Here is a 17,868-nt window from a genome sequence, read left to right as displayed (position 1 = left end):
TTCTACCTAACTATTTGCACTTTCCCAAGCATATTCATATAGAATACATAAGTTGATTTCCAAAAGTTGGTGTCAATTCCAACTTTATTGTTTCTCTGTTTAGTTGAGGGCATCTAATAACCCTCATTTCTCACAGCCCCTGTAGGAACAAACAATAAATTGTATTATTTTCAGCTTGTCAATACAAGTCAAGTTCTTTTTCCTAAAAAATTGGGTGGTAAAGGTAAAAAGTATCCCCCCTTAATATCCTTTCCTAGCAGATGCATATAATTGTCAACAATAATTGGAGGAATCAGGGGAATAGGTTTATCAGTATTCAATTCAGATTGAAAGATTTGTTCAGGGTTTTGATTATTTCTACCTCTATTATTTCTATAAGAATTGAACCAGATTTGGTAGGCGAAAGTTTTAGCCAAGAGTTCGGTTTCATTATTCGGTTTTTCTTAAGATAAAGAATTCTTCTTCAATAATGTTATGAAAGGACTCCACATCACTATTCCAGGTAGGTCTTCGGTAGGGGATAAGAAAATGAGTTTCCTGATATTTTTCCTTTACTATTTTTTCAAATAAAGTTACTTTTCGGTCAGTAGGATTAATGAATTCTTTTCCATTATCAGTTTGGATAATAATAGTTTGAGGATTTATGCCATAGTTTTGAAGAGAAGAGAGCAAGTAGTTGATAAACAGAGCTGTAGCAGTAGATGATTTTTCGTAGCTATAAGCAAGATAGATAGCACCGGTTTTATAATCCCTGGCAGAGATAAGATATAGAGGGAAATGATGTTCCCATCTCCAGATTTCGAATTCAGGAATATCGGTTAGATATTTTATATCTATTTGGAACCGGCTAAATACTTTCTTTTGTTTTCGGACTTCCTGCATATCTTTGCGTTTCTTATATTTTTTTCTTTTCGGCAAAATCAGACCAGCATCTTTGATTACTCTATGGATAGAGACATGCGAGAAGTTGAGTTCCAGGACTTCTTTGATTCTTCTCGCACCCCAACCTGGGTGAGCTTTGCGACATTTAATAATCTGCAGTTCTGTTTCTTTATCAATCTTGATTAGACAGTGTGTTTTTTTACGGGAAAGATCATTCAAACCATCCTCCTTATATTGTTGGTATCGCTTTACCCATTTACGCACTGTTTTAACCGTTGTCTGATACTGGCGAGCGCAGGGTTTAATTCCATATTTTAGCGCATCTTGAACCATCTGCAGACGATAAGTCTCGACATCCTGACTACCAATAATTATTTTGTTTTCCATATAGGTATTCATAACGGTTGCATATCCCGATATCCTGTCGAGATGGCAACCATTTTTTTTAATATAGGTATTCATAACGGGTGCATTCCCTCTACCTGTCTCAATAACACCCATTTATATATTTTTTTATCTTTTCTTTTACCAGTTTTTGCTTAGTGCTATTTATAATCTCTGGTAGGGGGGTACTTATACCCTTTACTAGCCATATTTTCATTTCTGTCTATTGAATCACTAACAGATAATGATTTTCGCTATTAGAGCATTTCCGGTTTTGATGTAAGTATTATGCATTTATTCCTAATCTACATTGAGCAGTATTTAGCCTTGTGAGGTTAACTCAATAGTGATATAACTTATTATCATCCATTTATCGAGGCGATGCTATGATGGTAAAAAATGAAACTTGACAGGATTGACAAGTTGATATGAAGTGCAATAGATTGAATTTCCTGATAACTGATCAGGTTAGCGAGGATGACTTATATCACTTGTGAACCCTCGGTTCGATATGAATTTAGTCCAAGTCCAGTCACCTTTATGATTAATGGAGGAATTATGCCAGCCATACCAAAGGACTATTTAAAGCAAATTAAGAGCATAGTGGAAGACATTGTTGCCGATATCGAAAGGAGTAACGGCCACTACCCAACAGACGTCATTGACCGGGTTTTTTTGGAAATTGAGAATAACTACATGCAAGAATATGACTCATGGATCACTTTACCAAACGGGGCATCAAACGAACATAGTGTCAATCCGTACATTGGCAGTCTCGTCAGCCGTATTACTGGTCTCAAAGTTTTGGCTTATCCCGTGAAACCAAATAGTAGATTGATCAAGGGCTATAGTACATTGGGTTACTAAGATTAGGATATCGTAACGACCTTTGCTTTGATAGAGCCAGTAATTACTGGATCGTTGGCTCCTGTTCGTTCTATCTTCAATATCCCCTTTTTAATATTCGATCCGATCGCCCAGACTCTTTCTTTCGAGATAATCTGGTAATAACCGTCCACTTTCTCAATTGCTCCGATTGAAGCTAGAGCCTCCAGATATATATACACCCACTGTCTGGACTTTCCGATAGCCTTGGCGATCGTTCGGACGTTTCTGTGTTTGGTGGCTTCGACTTCCTTCAGTAAGATCATCGCTTTGTCCTGATTAAAGTTCCAGCGATTATGATCATGCGTCTTCTCGTATATCCCCAGGTAGCGATTAGTCTTCACATAGATCTGATCAGGATCTGTGGACACTACTTTGATCAGCTGATCTGCGATTATACCAATTCGCTTTCATACATCCAAATTAAGCCATTTGAAATAAGTTAGTTTTGAGACCATATCCTTGTTTTCATCAAAGTATTCAAAGCACTCAATCAGAGCATTCATAACTTCATTCATTGAATTGAAGGTTATGTTTCTAAACTTCAGGTCTCTAATCTTTGCCCACAGATGTTCTGTTGGATTCAATTCTGGACTATATGGAGGTAGGAAGATGTATCGGACATTATCGAAGCTTTTCAGGTAGCTGGTGGTATGCCATCCAGCTTTATCCATAATCATAATGTTTCGGTAATCCTGGTACTCATTAGAGAAGTTCTCAATGAATAACGACATAATATCGGTATCGCAGTTGGGAGCCAGGATAGAGAAGATGTCACCACTTACCGGATTCACCGCTGAGTAAGCATATAAATATTGTCTTACAATCTGTTTCGAAACTGTAGGTCTCTGACCTTTAGGAGACCAATAGGCGACAGGAGTATTGATTCTTCCGAAGCGAGCTTCGTCTTGGAAAAATACCTGAATGGGTCTTGTATCGTCGGGTTGAAAACTTAGCGAGGCGGCTGCCAGGTATTCCGGGAGTTTTTTTTAAAGTCTTCCTGGGTTTCAGCATTTTGCTTGGGATGTTTAGGTCGAGGAACTACTCTTCTCCAGCCATGACGATGCAACAAATCATAGGGATAATCCTTGGAGACTGTCCTCCCTATCTTGGCTTCTATTTCTGCTTTGATCGTTTTGACAACTACCAACAGACCCTTTTCAGCTTGTTTACCAATCTCGGATAGAAGCTCTTCTTCCTCTTGCCAACTGAGAAATGAAGTGCGATTACCACCTCTACTATGGCTAAATATACTCTCTTCTCCCATATGATTGAAGTTATACACCCACTTATTGACTGTGTATTTAGATACTCCAATAATATCAGCTATCTCCTGGGCCGATAATCCTTTCGCTTTTGCCATATATAATGCCTGCCAGCGATTGTGCTCTTGAATATCTTTGCTGTTGCACATCCTTAACTTTAACTCATCAGCAGACATTGTGTCGTTAACATGGATACGATTCATGTTTACCTCCAGTTTGTAAACTCTGGAGACAATATAATCATATCTCGTAATTATGCAAGCGAAATAGTATTAGTCAAACAACTTATGGGAAAAAATATCATCTCGCTTATTATCAAATATTAAAGTAGTGCTCGGTTGTCAGATGCATAAATCTTCCTCAGTTGCTATCAGGCAGTTGCTGATAAAAAAGTTATCTGTTCAGTTGCAAAGTGGCATAAAAAGTTCTACCCGGTTCAGGGACATAAGCGTGCACCATATAATTTTCGTCGGTAAGATTTTTGACAGTGAAAGCGGGCGTAAATTTCCAGTTGCCTTTTTGCCAGTGCAAGCTTATCCCGCAATCTACTAAAGCATAAGCAGAAATGGGGTCTATTAAGTTATCGGGGGTAATCCATTGTTTACCTGTGTAGCTGTATTTTGTCCAAAAGTGAAAAATCCCCGGTTGATAATCAATTGCTAAAGAATAGAGGGTTTCAGGACGGTACATAAGTTTGGGTGCTTCTGCAAAACTATAATAGGTAGTATCCTTGGCTTTCGTAAAAACCGCAGAAGCAGTAAATTCCAATTGTTCAAGCGGTTGGTAATTTCCCTCCAGTTCTAAATTACGAATTTCCGCTCTACCAATATTCATCGGTTTCCAGACGGGACCATACATTTGCACTTGTCGCCATTGAATCAGGTTTTTAATCGTATTTTGATGAAAGGTTGCCTTTAGAGTTGCTTGGGGAATATTACCTTTCAGCCAAATTTGATAGCCGGTTGCTTTTTCACTTTTGAGGTTAGGATTCCCCAAGGTTTGGGAATCCCCTTTCCAGTAAAGGTCATAAGGAGTTGGTAGAGCAAAAGAATTTCCTATTGTAGCTCCCGTTTCCAGATATTTTGTTCCCCAATTGCGAAGGGAAAATTCCAGGCGACCGCTAAATTCATCTTCACCATCAATGTAATCATAACGACCCACCAAACCGTTATTCAAAATCAGCCAGGCAAATTCCTTTTGCTGATTTAGTTTTAAGCTAAAAGCTAACTGGTTTCTAACATAATCTATCTTTCCCTGGAAAGGGTTAATTAAATCCTGATAGCGATAACGGTTATACACATATTCCCCGGATAAAGATGCCTGCAAAGAGTTTTTATTATAGCTGAGAGATTGCTTTATTCCATAGTTATCATTTTTTTGCTTGTATTTTTGGGAAAAGCCCTCAATTAGTGACTGTGTATTATCATAAACCGTTTCGTCCTTCAGCAGCCAATTATTGCTTTGCCAGGTAAAATTACCGAAATTAGCGGAAAACCGAATTTGCGGACGCAGGGATGAGCCCTCTAAAAATGCCTTATAATATAAATCGGCAAAATTAAGGGGACCGGGAAGTTCTCTCTGAAAGGTTAAATAATCCGTAGAAATACTCATCAGCAATTTAGACAGGTGAGTGGAATACGCACCCGAAAAAGAAAGTTGCTGTTTGCTGTTGTTTTTGCGTTTGTTTGCACTATCCTCAGGAATCAAATCCCCTTTGGGAATAGGAAAATCGTTATCTGCATTATAGGCATTTAGGCATAAACGATAGGAATTTTGCGAGCTGATTCCGCTTAAGGAAATTTGTTGCAGCAAATAGCCATAAGAACCGATTTCCGTTTTGCTTTCCAAGTTCTTTTTCAGCGCGGAACCCTGTTTGGTAGTAATCATTATTATTCCACCAATAGCAGAACTGCCTCCATAAACACTGGCGTTATTTTTTACAACTTCTATGCTTTCTATATTATCCAAATTCAAACGGGAAAAATCAAAGGGCTCACCTAAAGTATTCATCGCAATTCCATCCAGCAAAACTAAAGTGTGTCGGCTGATATTTCCCAAAATGTTTATTTCCGCTATTTCACCCTTCAGTTGAGTGCCGTAATTTTGAAAAGAGGCAGTTTGCGAGATTAATTCTGAAGCACTACTATAATGTTTATCGGGGTCAATTGGCAAAGTTACAACATCCGCAGGAGAAATATTTTCTTCACTAAGATAGGCAAAAACACGGTATGTAGATAGCTGAACCGGTTCACTTTGCAATCTAATCTGTATGCCTGAAGCTGTTTTAGGCAGAGCAATAACTTCCTGTATAGAGAGCACCTGCTTTTTATAGCCCAAACGACTTACTTGTAAAGAGTCGGTAATTTCAATGGTAAAATTGCCATTCTGTTTACTTAAAGTGGTTTTTTTTCCGCTAATCAGGCGAACTGCTTCCACGGGTTTATTTTCTTCATCCGTAACAATTCCGGTTACTTTTATTCCATTTAGCATTGCAAAAAAGGCAAGCAGAATAAAGAAAACGGTAAAAAAACGGAGAAACTGCATAATAAAACACTCAAGGATAAATAATATTAGGGCGTCCGCTATGCGGATTTTGCATTATATCCAATTCTATAGTAAATAACTCTTTCAGGGTCTCTTTCTGCATTAAAAGCTCCGGTTTACCCGCAGCAAGAATTTTGCCCTCTTTCAGGAAAATTAACCTTTCAGCATAGTTGGCTGCTAAGTTTAAGTTATGCGAAACGATTAAAACCGTCTTATTTTCTTTGCTGTGAATGGCTTTTAGCAGTTTCATTATTTCTATCTGATAATTAATATCCAATTGGGACAAACTTTCGTCCAGCAAAATAAACGGTGTCTGCTGAACTAATGCTCTGGCAATTAAAACCCTCTGTTTTTCACCTCCGCTGATTTCAGAAAGCCAGCGATGTTTCAGTTCCAATAGTTTCAGCTCTTCCAAAACAGAATCAACGGTATCAAAATCCTCGGAACTATAGGACTGCAATAAACCCAGATAAGGATAACGACCCATTAAAACCGTTTCCTGAACTGTATGGTCAAATTCAGACCTGGTTTCCTGAGGCACAAAAGCCAGCTGTTTTGCCAACCAGGAGTGTTTTACACTTGCTATCTCCTTACCGAAAATTGTGACAGAACCTTCAGACGGTTTCAAATAACCCATAATAGTGTAAAGCAAGGTAGATTTTCCGGCTCCGTTAGGACCTAATAGAGCACAAAATTCCCCGCTTTCAATTTGCAGGGAAATATCTTGCAAAACAGGAAAATCCTGATAACCGCAGGTTACATTCTTTAAAACAATCATCGTGCTAATAATCCGTATAATGCTATTCTTCTATGAACAGGATTTTTATTGGAAGCCAAATTGTCAACTTAACTTTCACCGTTTTCAACCGGGTAATTGACTTCCCGGTCAACTACACAGGAGGTTAACCTCCAGGTCAACCTCCTGTTGCGTTTTATAACTTTGCGGAGAAACAGTGTCCTCCGCCTACACTTTTTTTACTTTAAGAGAAACGATTGGAATATCGTTTACTCTATCTTGCGATTGCTTTCACCCGATAGAATTTTTTAGCTGCTTGGGCTGTAAACTCAAATTGCGTCTCTGCTGTGGAAGCAATTAGCTCCCAAGGACCTTCAGGTGAATCAGCAGCATAGATATCATAACCGGTAGCTCCCGAACTTTCATTCCAGGTTAGAAGACAAAGATCATCTCCAACTTGGCTAATTTGCACTTCTGGTGTATCGGGAATTAAAGGACCCACATAAAGGTTATTGATCATAAAATCGTTATCGGCATTAGAAATTGTAGTGCCGGCAAAAAAGGCAATTCTGTTATGTCCGGTAAAACCGTTTAAGGGAATGCAGACCCTTTCTCCCCAAGGGCTAATATTATTTAACACATAAGGAGAACCGCTATTATTCCATTCGCGCATAATATTGGCTGTGCTCCAGGTGTAGCCATCGGAAATTAAAACGGCAAAACGATCATCAATACCGGTTGTATCCGGAGGAGTTCCATTCGGGGGTTGATTATATTTCAGCAATGCCAAATCAAAGTAAAGATAATCACTATCTTCATTAAACAGAAATTGAGGTGTGATCAGCCAACCGTTTAAATTACCCCAGATATTAATGCCGGCGGCTTTATCCGTTCCGGAAATGTTAAGCCAATTTTCCTGTTCCCATAAAGAATTTCCTCCCAATTGAATAGGGTCAACAAGATCACCTCCTCTGCGTAACCAATCATCAGTTGGAGGAAATTCGCTCCCGTCAAAATTCTCCGTCCAGGGATAAGTCATTACTGAAGGGTCTGGAATAGTAGTAAAACTCCAGGTAGGACAAGCTATAGCGGGTCCAAAACTATTACGGGGGATAACTCTCCAGTAGTAAGTTGTACTATATTCCAGATGCACAGGTAAATTATAGGTAGTGGAGGTAGTTACCTGATTATTTACAATGTATGTAAGCGGATCGGTTTTATACAAGGAAACAAGATAATCGTCCGGATTACCTCCTCCGCTGGTCCATTTCAGGGTTGTAGTTATCTCCACTCCCGTAGACAAATTTGCCGGAATAGGATTCACTGCTGGATTGGGCTCTGATGTAGCAGGTGAGATAAACCAGACATTAGGTCTCTGTTTTATTCTGGTGCCGGAACTGGTTGGGAAAGAAGGATTGTTATATTTATAGGCGGCGTTATAATTACTGGAGGAGGTATAAGCGAATTTCGGATGGGACTTTGAGAGGAACCGTCTCTATTTTCCCAGAGAATTTCAATTCCATTGGGTACAGGGCTCCCGCCGTTATAAGTATAAGAATAGGGTGTCGTTAGCTGAATAAAAACCCAGCCGGGACTTGTCCAGGAAATAGTTCCCTGAAAAGCAATCGGATAAGAGGAAGGATTAACATATTGAGGATTGGAAGGATAAGTTTCATCATAAAACTCGTGGATATAAATCCGTTGGTCGTTGGTAATATAATTATCAAAGGTGTTGGAAACGAGCTGGAAACCGATTTTGGTTATTTGTACGGTTCCTGTCATTCCAGCAGCCAATAATTCATCCGCCGTGAAAAAGAACTTGCTCCAGCTATAGTTGTAATTTCCGTTAAAAGGGACATAGTTTTGATTACTTGTCCCGGTACCGATAATGTAATCTCCTGCCGTTAAAAAAGACAGAGAAAACAGCAGCATAGTTAGAATTAGATACTTGTGCATTTTTTTACTCCTTATTTGAGCATCGTGATTTTGCGGGTGTCTATGGTTTTCCCGGTTTTCATTTTCACCAGATAAATTCCACTGCTTAAGGTTTTGCCTTTATCGTCTTTACCGTCCCAAACAATACTATGGTTACCCGCAAGCAGATTATCGGAAAGCAGGGTTTTTACTTTTTGTCCCTTTAAGTTATAGATAACTATTTCCACTTTATCCGCTTTTGCCAAAGTAAAAGCAATTGTCGTTGCGGGATTAAATGGATTCGGATAGTTTGTTTGAAGTTTGCTTTGCACAATCGGCAGTTCATTTTCGTTAATGGAAGTGGGATAAACCTCAAACCAGTCCATTAAATCGGCAAATAGTTCTTCTCTTTGAGCAGGATTATTCAGCTGGGAAAAATCAAAGGAAAAGTAAAAAGTCCTAAATATAGGTGTTTGCACAGCAGTAGCACAAACCCCGTGATATAAATAGGCATGACCTTCTACAGGTCCGTCTTCAAACACAAAAGCATTCATCGCTCCGATTTCCGGATAGGGAACAAGGTCTGCATACCAATCTGGAACTTCATCATAGGCAAAAATACAATCCGGGCTATTGGCATAAACGCTGTATTCTGTGCCGATAGTTCCTACAGGAGAATAAGTTGTGCACATAATTGTGCCTGATTGATAGCTGAAAACATCAGGTCCTGCTAAACCATTAGTTCCGCCTCCACCACCTGTAGAAACAGCAAAAGTTCGGAAATAACCATTTAGCAATTGCTTCATAGGATGGGAATTAGGAGTACCCGATTGGCTGAAAGCAAAGCCATCGGAGGAGAAAAACAGGTTTTTAGGATTATCTATAGTGCCGGAATTCAGAAAGTCCATCAATTTCTGTGATAAATACAAGGTAGCAGGACTTGCTGTGCCTGTGCAGGCATAAGCCAGAATAGTAGAATAGGTATTCGGAATTGTATATTCGGCAAATTCTTCCCAATCATAAATGTCGTAGGCAATATTGGCATTATTGAGCTGTTCTATATAAACAGGCAGTTCGGTATTTTGATAATCCTGCTTTCCGCTATAGGCAAGCAAGACAGAAGTATTTTCCGAAGGCAGAATTTTGAATTGAAAGACCTCTATTGGAGCTCCTGCAGGCAAAGTTGAACTATTGCCACAGACATCTGCAGCGGCAAAATAATAGCTAAAGGTATGCCCTGTAGGAAGTAATGGCAAAGCAAAATCATAGTTGCCATTACCTGTTGCCATACCTTCCAAAGCATTCCAGCCCTCACCCAAATTATAATGCAAAGTTACATTATTCAGCTCGGAAAGGTCTAATATTCTTGCCGTTATCAGAGGTGACTGATTAAAAGTGTTTCCCGGAGCAGAATGTGTAATAAAAGGCGCTTGTGTGTCTTCACCGCTATAAAAACGCAGGGCTAATCCATTGAAAAGTAAATTTCCCGCTGGTTCAACTCCGATATAAGTATTATTTTGCACAATTTCCCGCAAATAACAAATTCCCATTGTAGCATCTGCACTTTGTAAGGCAACGGTAGCGCTTTTTCCATTATCGTGAGGTACATTTGCTCCTGTTTGTCCTGTTGCTGTAGAATTGTATTGCATAATGATTTCTCCGTTTTCCTGCAGAATAACTTCAAAATCCAGCAGAGTGGAAACACCGGTTCCAGCATGAAACCTCAAATTATGCCATTGAATTACGCAATAACGATTGGGCTCTTCTCCAAAGCTTTGAAAATAGATATCTCCAGTGCCTTGCTCACAATGCAGGTCATCCCAGTAAACTGCTATCAAACCTGGCATTGCAGAATAACCTGGAATCGGATACATATAGTTAAACATATTGCCATCGTTTCCCCAACCGTTATCAGGATATTCTGTATACCAGGTATTTGGTGCCAATAATATTTCTCCGTTAATATCTACATAAGCGGTAGAGTAGCTAATACCATAGAAGGGAAAATTAAAGCCAAGGGGAATGGGTTCGGAAAAGTTATCGTCGCCGTTAAAGGCATTCACTCCATACATAATTGTAGAAGTGCCGGTAGCACTAATATCAATCCAATTGAAATCAGGACCGTTTTCTGCTGTGCTATCTATATAGCGATAACCAAAAGCATCGGGTCCGCCTGTATTTACTCTTAAAATAACATTGAATACACAGCTGATGGTATCATTAGTAGGATTGTTATCGCTGATGTTAATCTGAAAAGTTCCGGTATAAACCCCTTCGGAACTAATACTGAGAGGGGGAAAGACAGCTTCAAAAGTTGCCTCTGGCTGTAAAACAGGATTAAAATAGGAAGAAACACTTTCTACAAGAACATTCTGGCTATTATAGACCTGGAAAAATATTTCCAGCTGGTCTTCCCACAAAATCTGTCCGTTATTTTTTACCGTAACGGTAGGGTTAAAAGCAGAGTTTACAAAAACCATATTTCCGGGCGATAAAATTGTTTGCAATGCCATATCTACAGTTGGAATCGGATGCACAATTATCTGCATAGTATCCGTAGCTGTTAAACCGGTTATATTATCCGTTAGAGTAAAAGTGATATTTTCCGTTCCGTTCCAGTTATCACTGCTAAAAGTTAGAGCTAAACCCGTAGCAGAAATACTTATATGTTCAGGAGTTTGCCAGGTAAGCTGAATATTGTTTATATCCGTAGCCACAATATAGGGAGTAAAATCTACGGTTATGGTTTCCCCCTGCCAGAAAGTAATACTCTCAGGCAGGTTTAATTCGGGAGTTACAATTACGGGTTGACCTATTTTCACATCGTCTACAATAATTCCGTAAGTAACACATTGCCATTTAAATCCGATGTAAATATTCTGTCCTGCATAAGCGGAAAGATTATAACTTGCATATTGAAAAGTAGTTCCCAAGCCCTGTAAATTCAATATTTGAGTGTTGAAATTGCTGATGGCATTGCCGGTTGTTGAAACATAAACCTGCAAGTTCTCAGTGTCAAACCAGGCACGAGTGTAAAATTTCAGTGAATCTCCATTGGCAATATGCAATTGAGGAGTAATCAACCAATCGCAATTTTGATTGGGAAAATAGTTATCCGCAAAAGCAAAACGCGTTCCAGAATGTGCGTGACTGGCATTTTCCAAATTACGCCAGGTCATTCCATCACCATCATCATAAGTAATCCAACCGGCAGGAAGGGTTGTAATACCCTCAAAATCCTCATCTATATGCCATTGCCCAAAAGCAAAAGCAGAACAGCAAATGAGGAGACACAGTAAAAATGATTTTTTCATAATAGACCTCTTTTCTTATAGAAAGTTAAGCTGGGGATTTTCAATCTGGATGAACCATTCAATATTTCCGGCAATATCTCCACCTACATCTTTATTGCTTCCCCAGTAAATACTTATAAATCCGCTGCTTTTATGTTTCAAGGCATTATCTATATTGCCGCCACGGATGTTATCATTGGTTCCTAAACAGATGAGAGCAACCTTTCTGCCATCTTTACCTCCGGTTTCAATGGCTTTGGCTAATTGCTGCTGATTGCTTTCTGCAGAAAAACCGGTTATTTCATTATTGACGATCTCCACTTCCGGATGCAAAATTTCTTCGCCCAAAGCATAAGCACGGTCACCAATTATTTTTCCCTGCATTGAACCCGGCTTGGGAATAATTAAAATTTCACCACCAGGTAGGTTAATAATAGGGGACTGAAATTCACCTTTGCCAAAAGAACCGCATTCTGCCCAAATATTATTGATGGCAAAACGGAAAGCGGCAGATTTGTTTTCAATTTCCACATAATTCTTGTTAACGAACTTTCTGCATAAAGCCAGGGTTTTATCGCTAAGCATCTGATAATCAATATCTAAAGCACGCCAGAACTGAACTTCACTTTCAATTGCCTGTTCGGAAAGAGTATCATTTAAAAGTGAAGGCATCATTGCCAAACAAATATTCTTTTCCTTTATAATCTTACGACCTTTCTCCAGCATTCGGTTACGGATTTGAATTTTTTTCGGATCAGTAACTTCTACAATTCGGGATTCACCATTAAGGTTCAAATAAACATCCGCTTCTTTCAGTTTATGGTTAAAATTTTCATAATCCGCCTGAAAGGCAATTAACGAATACTGCTCCGCCCTTGCTTGCAATTGTTCTAAGTCCTGATAAATCAAAGTAGTATAAATTCCTCTTTTCCCTGCCTCCACTAATAATTTCTCCACTAAAGGCAAATTAAACTTGCCCGTGGTAATCAGCAAATGCATTCCCTTCGTCAGTTTCAGCGCCTCATCAAGCAGTTTATCAGCAATATTATTCAAATTTATCCGATATTCCTGCTCTAAAATGCTGTTAATAATATTGCGGTTATCCAATATTTTTTCACTGGTTTCCAAACCAATTGCCAAATCCAAAACATAACTGCGGGCAGTAGCTCTATAATAGACCTCTTTGTTATTGATATTTGCCTCGTCTTCAACTTTTAGTAAACCTTGAGAAAGCATTTGTGTTAAATTATAGTGCATCTTTTGTTTACTGCAACCAAACAGAGTTGCCAGTTGCTGACATGTTGCCGGTGCTTTAATCAATTCTTTTAGAATATTATATTTTAAGGGACTGCCCATTTCTTTCAGCTGGGCTTGATTCCTGATTAGCAGAAGATTTTGAATCATTTTTTCCTCCTTCCTAACATTTAATTTTACATAAAGTACACTCTCCTGCTACCCTAATATTTAGTCAAGAACTTTTTGACTATAACCCCAAGTTTTTTTGGCGAAAGTCAGGTGTCGTCACCTGGCTTATTTTACACCGAGAACACTGAGAACACCGAGAAAAAGAGGAATTTATTTTTTTACAAAGAGAAAAGGAGAAGAAGAAGTCGGGGCTTTCATTTTTACGAGGGGCTTACGCCACCATCGCTATCATTGTTTCGCCCTTCGGGCTTTTTGGCAAAGGGCAAAGAGCTAAGAGCAGAGGGCATCTAAACCCTCTCAACGCTCTCAACCTTCTCAACCTTTTCAACATTCTCAACCCTCTCAACCTTTTCAACCCTCTAAATTTTTCCTTCTTCCTCACATTGCTCTTGACAAAACCCTATCTCTTAAAATTTATTCCCAAAGTGCGTTGGGGCTATAGCTCAGTTGGTAGAGCGAATGGTTCGCAATCATTAGGCCAGGGGTTCGAATCCCCTTAGCTCCACCACAAATTTTATTTCTTACGGCAAGAGAGAGTGGTTATATTACATATATCCATTATCAATTAAGTTCCGTTTCTATGAAGCGAAAGAATACTGTCCACTTACGAAAGAACAAATTACCCTTTATAAAGCAGTAGCGGATGATTTGCCAAATAAAGAAGGAATTGAAAGAAAGGGACTTATTTTAACTGCAGAGAAATGAATCTGGAGCGTCCTCAACTCCATTCTGCAATTATTAACCGCTTGGGAAATATTACTTTCTGGCGTTCTAAAATCAATTTTAGGGACAAAATGGAGGAGATTTATACCAGAGTCGGGAAAAAAGCAGAAAACATATTAGAACAATAAGTTACATAATTTTTTGTCCTTCTTCCCTCAATTTTTATAACTCTCTTTCTTGCCTCCATTACCTTAGCATTGCTTACCCAATACTAATGCCATCCGTAATGGGTAAGCAATGAGTAAGCAATGCTATTAAGGACGAAAACGGAATTTTCTATTTTCCAACTAATTACCCACACGCAGTAGAAAAAATAATGAGGGTGCCATTTTCCTTTCCATTTTGGGGGATTAACGATGTCTTATTTTCCCCAAATTACAAGAATATATCTGTGTTATCTGTGTAATCTGTGAGAGATAAATTTCATTATTTTCTGTGGTGAAGACATCTCTCTTCTCCTCTTTTCTCTTTATTTACAAATCATTCTTGGTGTTTTCAGTGCTTTCTGTGCTCTCGCTGTAAAAAAAACCCCTTTTTTAGATTGACAGATTTTCCCTTTTTACCCTATAGGAACTGATTAAAAAATAAAAGGATACCCAAACTGATGGCACGGCTTTTCGCTAAGGATTATCATAACAAATCAGACAGCTGGTATTTCAATCAGGCAATAATTGTGCTGGAGAAAGACGATTTATGGTTTTGGAAAACCCGCAATGAAGATGGCAACTATCAAATTCGTTTTTTCCCGGCTCCTTCCAAACAGGAATATTTTGCCGAATATGTAGATATTGTTTTTAATCCGGAAACGGAGCTGATTGTTTCCCATGATTGTTCACAGTGCCATACGGATGAATCCTGTCGTCATTATCTTTCCATTTTGCGTTATGCTTATCTGAATTTAAGCACGCGCATTTTTGAGGAAGAGGTAGTTGAGACCTGTGATGGTAATGCCCTTAGTGGCAATGAATTATGGCTAAATATTGCCCGCAATGCAGTTCTTTATGTGGAGGGAATTTATAATCCCGAAACCGATAAAATCCGTTTTTATCATCAAGACCTTGCTCCTATTGATCCAATTTTAATGGGTAAACTCCATTCACAGGAAGAAATAAACGAAATTCCTCAACGCCAAATTGAATATTACACTGCCAATATGGGAGCTTTTAGAGATGCCGACCTTCATTTATTCAGTTTTTTAAACAAAACCCGCTGTGCTTATAGTCCCAAAAACAAGTTCTGGTCAATTTACAAAAGTGACTTTGCCCAAGCTCTTTTAATTATGCAAAATTGTCATACTCGTTTTGTCATTAGAGAAACGGGTGAAGAGCTTATTTTTCAGCAACAGCCCTATCAACTTGCCTTAAGAATTGAACCCTCCGGAACAAAGAACTATTCTTTACGCGCTGTTATTATAGATGAACTCTCCGTTTGGTTTGCCGGAAATCCTACCTGGCTTTTTTTCCGGAATCGGGTGTATAAAATCAACCTGCCTTTCCGAAAAGAAATTATAGATCACATTTTTGGCAGTGGAGAGGTTTTAACTGCCAGGGATTTGATTTATTATCGCTGTCTGGTGCATCGTGAACTGCAGGAACAGGGAATTTATCTGGATTTTGAGGAAAGTATATCGCTGCCGGAAATAATAGATGAAATCCCTGTTAAGCGTTTGCATATCAAGAAATTGGGTGATAAAATTCTGATTGGCGGTTCCCTGGTTTTTTCCCGAGAAAGAGAAATTCCCCTTTCCGTTTTGCGTTTTGGTAAGCCCCTTGTTTATTCTCAATATACTTCTCCTGATAAAAATGGTAGTGCCTGGTTTCATTTAACCCCGGAGCTTTTTGCCAAAACACAGGAACTGCTGAATAAACTTCCCGAACCGGAAATGAACCGTTTGGAACAATATGCCGAATTGGTTTTTAGCGGAAAAGAAAGAATTGAACAATTGCGGACTGCTATTTTTGAACTTAGTGATCAGGATTGGGATATTCAAATTGACCCGGAATTGAGGAATTACTTTGTGGCTAAAATCCCTTTGCAGGTGGAGCTTATTGCTCGTCACGAAGAAGATATTGACTGGTTTACCTATGAAGTCCGTTACCATTATCGGGATTTGAATTTTACGCACGAAGAACTGAAACGCTTTTTCCGCAGTAAAGAAGAATTTTTGCATACCTCGGATGGACGCCTTGTGTTTATCAGTAATCCGCAGGTCTTTTATGAAGTGGAAGAACTTCTTTCCCGCAGTGAACATAAAACTGATCAGGTGTATCGTTCCCGAATGATGAACCTGCCCTATTATCTTAAATTGCAGGAAGATAATCCTGCCTTTAGAATGCAGGGTGATGAATGGTTAGAAGGATTTTATGAGGCGTTACTGAAAAGGCGATTGGAAGGTCCTGAAACCTTACCTCTCTATTTGCAAACCGTTTTACGCGGTTATCAAAAAGCCGGTGTTGCCTGGATTAAAATGTTGGCACATTATCACTTAAACGGTATTCTTGCCGATGAAATGGGCTTGGGAAAAACCATTCAGGCACTTTCTGCCATTTTATCTACAACTTTGGGGCAGGTCTCACTGGTAATTTGTCCTAAGACCTTGCTTTATAATTGGGCTGCGGAAATTGACAAGTTCCATACCAATATCCCTTTTGCCATTGTGGATGGTAATAAAACAACCCGGATGGAAATCCTCTCCAATCCTAATGTCCAGCTCTTTATTATGAGCTATTCTATGGTTTTGGGAGATGTTGCTTACCTGAAAAATATGGAGTTTGAATGGATTGTTCTGGATGAAGCACAAAATATTAAAAATGTTTCCGCTCAACGCACTTCCGCCATCAAAAAACTGAAAAGCAAACACCGTTTGGCTTTAACGGGAACTCCTATTGAAAATAATCTTACCGAACTTTGGTCTATATTTGATTTCCTGAACCCTGGCTATTTGGGCACCCTGAATAAATTTAAACAGAATTATCTGCCTGCTGAAGGAGAAATAACTGCCCGACTTTCTTTATCCCGAATGGTTGCCCCTTTTATGCTGCGCAGAATAAAAAAAGATGTGCTCCTGGAACTTCCGGATAAACAGGAACAAATTTCCTGGTGCAAACTAAATACCCTGCAGGAAAAACTTTACCTGCAAATTTTGGATATGGTGCATAAAAAACTCCTGCCGGAGGGAAAAGAGATGCCAAGCTATATTCATATTTTAGCTGCACTTACAAAACTAAGACAGGTCTGCAATCACCCTCATCTTGCCAATGGCGATATTTTACCGGAACTGGAAGCATCCTCCAAACTGGAACAGCTTCTGGAACTGGTTACCGAAGCGACAAATGCAGGACATAAGGTCTTGATTTTCAGTCAGTTTGTCCAAATGCTGTCCATTATTCGGAAGGTCTTGGAAGCAAATTCCTTGCCCTATTGCTACCTGGATGGACAAACCAAGGATAGAGTTACTCCCATAAAAAGCTTTGAAACCAATCCCGAGATTAAACTCTTTTTAATCTCCTTGAAGGCAGGTGGAACGGGACTTAACTTAACTGCTGCAGATACCGTTATCCTATATGATCCCTGGTGGAATCCAATGGTGGAAAATCAGGCAATAGATAGAACTCACAGAATCGGACAAACACATAAGGTTCAAGTTTTTCGTCTGATTACCAAAGGCACTGTGGAAGAAAAAATCCTGCAACTGCAACAAAACAAACGCGAACTCTTTGAAACGGTTATTGAGGGTGGACAAAATGTGCTGAAGGCAATGACGAAAGAAGATATAAAGAAACTTTTTAGCTATTCGGAATAGGGTCAAGAGGTCAAG

At 39.1% G+C, this 17,868-nt stretch carries 12 protein-coding genes and 1 tRNA gene; 3 read left to right on the top strand and 10 right to left on the bottom strand.

What is annotated here, in order from left to right; all coding sequences use genetic code 11:
- Positions 1-429: 429 nt before the first annotated feature.
- Entirely contained in the window at positions 430-1,344 is a 915-nt protein-coding gene (locus tag CLOAM_RS00355; RefSeq protein ID WP_232502682.1) for a helix-turn-helix domain-containing protein, read from the bottom strand.
- A gap of 480 nt (positions 1,345-1,824) precedes the next feature.
- Between CLOAM_RS00355 and CLOAM_RS00350 the strand changes: the two genes are divergently transcribed.
- Positions 1,825-2,133, top strand: a complete 309-nt coding sequence (locus tag CLOAM_RS00350) for a hypothetical protein (RefSeq protein WP_044278742.1) — start codon at positions 1,825-1,827, stop codon at positions 2,131-2,133.
- Between the two features lie 2 nt (positions 2,134-2,135).
- Here the strand turns inward: CLOAM_RS00350 and CLOAM_RS00345 are convergent, their stop codons facing one another.
- The 9 genes from CLOAM_RS00345 to CLOAM_RS00310 all read right to left on the bottom strand — a co-directional run bounded on the left by CLOAM_RS00345 (position 2,136) and on the right by CLOAM_RS00310 (position 13,307).
- Positions 2,136-2,522 carry a hypothetical protein gene (locus CLOAM_RS00345; protein ID WP_015423843.1) on the bottom strand — a complete coding sequence of 129 codons (387 nt, stop codon included), beginning with the start codon at positions 2,520-2,522 and terminating at the stop codon, positions 2,136-2,138.
- Positions 2,523-2,561: 39 nt separating this feature from the next.
- Positions 2,562-3,122, bottom strand: a complete 561-nt coding sequence (locus CLOAM_RS00340) for an IS630 family transposase (RefSeq protein WP_044278741.1) — start codon at positions 3,120-3,122, stop codon at positions 2,562-2,564.
- Positions 3,104-3,619 carry a helix-turn-helix domain-containing protein gene (locus CLOAM_RS00335; protein WP_015423841.1) on the bottom strand — a complete coding sequence of 172 codons (516 nt, stop codon included), beginning with the start codon at positions 3,617-3,619 and terminating at the stop codon, positions 3,104-3,106. Before CLOAM_RS00335 ends, CLOAM_RS00340 begins: the two co-directional genes overlap by 19 nt.
- 190 nt (positions 3,620-3,809) lie before the next feature.
- Positions 3,810-5,960, bottom strand: coding sequence for a TonB-dependent receptor (locus tag CLOAM_RS00330; protein ID WP_015423840.1), 2,151 nt, complete (start codon positions 5,958-5,960; stop codon positions 3,810-3,812).
- Positions 5,961-5,970: 10 nt separating this feature from the next.
- Positions 5,971-6,738 (bottom strand): ABC transporter ATP-binding protein, encoded by a 768-nt coding sequence (locus CLOAM_RS00325; protein ID WP_015423839.1) that lies wholly within the window; start codon positions 6,736-6,738, stop codon positions 5,971-5,973.
- 232 nt (positions 6,739-6,970) lie between these two features.
- Positions 6,971-8,020: a fibronectin type III domain-containing protein gene (locus CLOAM_RS09880; RefSeq protein ID WP_015423838.1), complete on the bottom strand. Its 1,050-nt coding sequence runs from the start codon at positions 8,018-8,020 to the stop codon at positions 6,971-6,973.
- 56 nt (positions 8,021-8,076) lie between these two features.
- Positions 8,077-8,652, bottom strand: a complete 576-nt coding sequence (locus tag CLOAM_RS09875; RefSeq protein WP_015423837.1) for a hypothetical protein — start codon at positions 8,650-8,652, stop codon at positions 8,077-8,079.
- 11 nt (positions 8,653-8,663) lie between these two features.
- On the bottom strand, positions 8,664-11,924 hold the full coding sequence (locus tag CLOAM_RS00315; RefSeq protein WP_015423836.1) for a T9SS-dependent choice-of-anchor J family protein: 3,261 nt from the start codon (positions 11,922-11,924) through the stop codon (positions 8,664-8,666).
- A 15-nt stretch (positions 11,925-11,939) separates the two neighbouring features.
- Positions 11,940-13,307: a helix-turn-helix domain-containing protein gene (locus CLOAM_RS00310; RefSeq protein WP_015423835.1), complete on the bottom strand. Its 1,368-nt coding sequence runs from the start codon at positions 13,305-13,307 to the stop codon at positions 11,940-11,942.
- 453 nt (positions 13,308-13,760) lie between these two features.
- Between CLOAM_RS00310 and CLOAM_RS00305 the strand changes: the two genes are divergently transcribed.
- Positions 13,761-13,836, top strand: a tRNA-Ala gene (locus CLOAM_RS00305).
- Positions 13,837-14,655: 819 nt separating this feature from the next.
- On the top strand, positions 14,656-17,853 hold the full coding sequence (locus tag CLOAM_RS00295; RefSeq protein ID WP_015423833.1) for a DEAD/DEAH box helicase: 3,198 nt from the start codon (positions 14,656-14,658) through the stop codon (positions 17,851-17,853).
- The last annotated feature ends 15 nt before the right edge of the window (positions 17,854-17,868 follow it).

Origin of the sequence: Candidatus Cloacimonas acidaminovorans str. Evry (assembly GCF_000146065.2) — a bacterium.
Taxonomy (GTDB): domain Bacteria; phylum Cloacimonadota; class Cloacimonadia; order Cloacimonadales; family Cloacimonadaceae; genus Cloacimonas; species Cloacimonas acidaminivorans.
Note: the sequence above shows the minus strand (reverse complement) of the source record. Positions and strands in the feature narration are given on the sequence as shown.

What these genes read in the sequence shown, in the direction of transcription:
- CLOAM_RS00325 (WP_015423839.1), bottom strand. Translation starts at nt 6,738, where the DNA reads ATGATTGTTTTAAAGAATGTAACCTGCGGTTATCAGGATTTTCCTGTT.
- CLOAM_RS00350 (WP_044278742.1), top strand. Translation starts at nt 1,825, where the DNA reads ATGCCAGCCATACCAAAGGACTATTTAAAGCAAATTAAGAGCATAGTG.
- CLOAM_RS00315 (WP_015423836.1), bottom strand. Translation starts at nt 11,924, where the DNA reads ATGAAAAAATCATTTTTACTGTGTCTCCTCATTTGCTGTTCTGCTTTT.
- CLOAM_RS00335 (WP_015423841.1), bottom strand. Translation starts at nt 3,619, where the DNA reads ATGAATCGTATCCATGTTAACGACACAATGTCTGCTGATGAGTTAAAG.
- CLOAM_RS09875 (WP_015423837.1), bottom strand. Translation starts at nt 8,652, where the DNA reads ATGCACAAGTATCTAATTCTAACTATGCTGCTGTTTTCTCTGTCTTTT.
- CLOAM_RS00295 (WP_015423833.1), top strand. Translation starts at nt 14,656, where the DNA reads ATGGCACGGCTTTTCGCTAAGGATTATCATAACAAATCAGACAGCTGG.
- CLOAM_RS00310 (WP_015423835.1), bottom strand. Translation starts at nt 13,307, where the DNA reads ATGATTCAAAATCTTCTGCTAATCAGGAATCAAGCCCAGCTGAAAGAA.
- CLOAM_RS00330 (WP_015423840.1), bottom strand. Translation starts at nt 5,960, where the DNA reads ATGCAGTTTCTCCGTTTTTTTACCGTTTTCTTTATTCTGCTTGCCTTT.
- CLOAM_RS00355 (WP_232502682.1), bottom strand. Translation starts at nt 1,344, where the DNA reads ATGAATACCTATATTAAAAAAAATGGTTGCCATCTCGACAGGATATCG.